Genomic DNA, 2,103 nt, shown 5'->3' on the forward strand with positions numbered 1-2,103 from the left:
GGGCCGGGCGAGGCGGGTAGCAGAGTGCCGAGCCAACCCCAGGCCGCGAGGCTGGCGCCCACCAGCAGGGCGTCAGCGCGGGTGTCGAGGCCGAAGTAGATCCGCGGGTCGTCCGCTCCGAGGGCGATCAGCACCTCCCGCCAGGCGAGGACGCCGGCGGCGGCGGCCGCGAGGATCAGCGGCAGCCACCGGCGGGTCGCCGGCCGGCGGCACAGCAGGATCAGCACGACCGGCCAGAGCAGGTAGAACTGCTCCTCCAGCGAGAGCGACCAGGTGTGCCCGAACCAGGCGCCACCGGAGTCGGGGCGCAGCACCCGGTAGTAGTTGTTGACGTAGAGCAGCGAGGTGACCGCGTTGTCGAGGAAGTCCCACTGGTCGGCCCGCGTCTTCACCGCCACGACGAGCACCGCGCCGATCGCGACGAACACCCCGAACGCCGGCAGCAGCCGGAAGGCCCGGCGCGTGTAGAAGCGACCCAGGGACACCGAGCCGGTCCGGTCCCGCTCGGCGAGCAGCAACCCGGTGATCAGGAAGCCGCTGAGCACGAAGAACACGTCGACGCCCAGGAACCCGCCGGTCAGCACGTTCAGGTGGAAGCCAAGGACGGCCAGGACGGCGAGGGCGCGCAGACCGTCGAGTGCCGGGTTGTACCCCGTCGCGGCGCGGCGCGGCGAGCGCTGGCGCGCCGCGGCCGGGACGGAGCCGGCCGGCTCACCCGGCTCCGTCGTGGTCGAACCACCGGATCGCGGCATCGGATCCCTCTCCCCCACGGCCGAAACGATCAGCTTGCCGCCCAGCCACCGAATGTGATGGCATGGTGTGCAGGCGTGACTTTATCCGCAGGTGGCATCGCCTTGGGGTCACCTTGGCCGAACACTCCAGGAAGGGTGCACGCGTCAGCGGCACGACCAGCGGGTAGTGGCTTGCCATGACGCACCCGGCTCGCCGGGCCGGCCGCCCGCCCAGCGTCACCGCCAGGGTCAACCGCGTGGTCGTCGGCCTTCTGCCGCTGCTCATGCTGGGCGTCGTCGTCGGGCTGCAACTGGCCAACAAGCAGTGGACCGTCCTGGAACTGGCTGTCCTCTGCCCGATGCTCGCGGCCACGTTCGCCGGACCGCGCCTGACCGCGATGTACGGCGTGCTGGCGGTGCTCGCGGGGGTGCTGCTTGGCCTGCACGACGACCTGTTCGGCAAGGCCGGCGGCGGCGCGGCCGCGCAGTCGGTGCGCCTGAGCGGGGTGGCGGTGGGGGCGGTGCTCGCCGTACTCGTCAGCCGGTACAACACCCGCCGGGAGACGAAGCTGCAGAACATCAGCCGGGTGGCGGAGGTCGCCCAGCAGACGATCCTCACCCCGGTGCCGCGGACCGTCGGGGGCCTGCGGTTCGCCGCGCGCTACGAGAGCGCCGCCGCCGAGGCCGTGATCGGCGGGGACCTGTACGAGGTCATCGACACGCCCTGGGGCACCCGGCTGCTCGTGGGGGACGTCCGCGGCAAGGGGCTCGAGGCGGTGCGCATCGCGAGCAGGGTGCTCGGCTGCTTCCGGCTGGTCGCCCGGCAGGCGGCTGACCCACAGGCGATCCTCACCGCCCTGGACGCCGAGGCCGCGCAGGTCTGCGGACCGGACGACTTCGTGACCGCCGTGGTCGGCCAGGTCCGAGGACGCTGCCTGCGGCTGGTCAACGCGGGGCACCCCGATCCGCTGCTCGTGCGGGGCGGGCGGGCCCGGCCGCTCGAGGTGGCCGCCCGGCTCGCGCCGCTGGGGCTGATGTCCCCCGAGGACAACACCCTGGACGTGACGTTGCGGGCGGGCGATCGGCTGCTGCTCTACACCGACGGGATCACCGAGGCCCGCGACCCCGCGACCCGCGGGTTCCTGCCGCTGGTGCCGGCGGTGGAGGCGTCGTTCGCCCGGGCCGACCTCGACGAGGCCCTCGACGGACTGCTGACGCGGGTTCGCGCCTGGACCCACTCGGCGCAGAGCGACGACGCGGCCCTGCTCGCCGTGGAGGTGCCCCGCGGCGGACTGCGACGTGCTCGAACTGTTGGCGGGCCGGGCCGCCGAGCCGCCGCGACTGCGCGATCTCGTCCGTGAGCTCGGCCTGA

Annotated in this window: 2 protein-coding genes; one reads left to right on the plus strand and one right to left on the minus strand. The window is 73.4% G+C overall.

Annotated features, from left to right (window positions below; translation table 11 throughout):
- On the minus strand, window positions 1-752 hold a 752-nt coding region (locus MXD58_RS26230), incomplete at its 3' end, for an acyltransferase family protein (protein WP_250610425.1).
- A gap of 236 nt (window positions 753-988) precedes the next feature.
- Between MXD58_RS26230 and MXD58_RS26235 the strand changes: the two genes are divergently transcribed.
- On the plus strand, window positions 989-2,092 hold the full coding sequence (locus MXD58_RS26235) for a PP2C family protein-serine/threonine phosphatase (protein WP_308302053.1): 1,104 nt from the start codon (window positions 989-991) through the stop codon (window positions 2,090-2,092).
- Window positions 2,093-2,103: the final 11 nt, after the last annotated feature.

The sequence above is a fragment of the Frankia sp. AgKG'84/4 genome (assembly GCF_023242965.2).
In the GTDB taxonomy this organism is placed as follows: domain Bacteria; phylum Actinomycetota; class Actinomycetes; order Frankiales; family Frankiaceae; genus Frankia.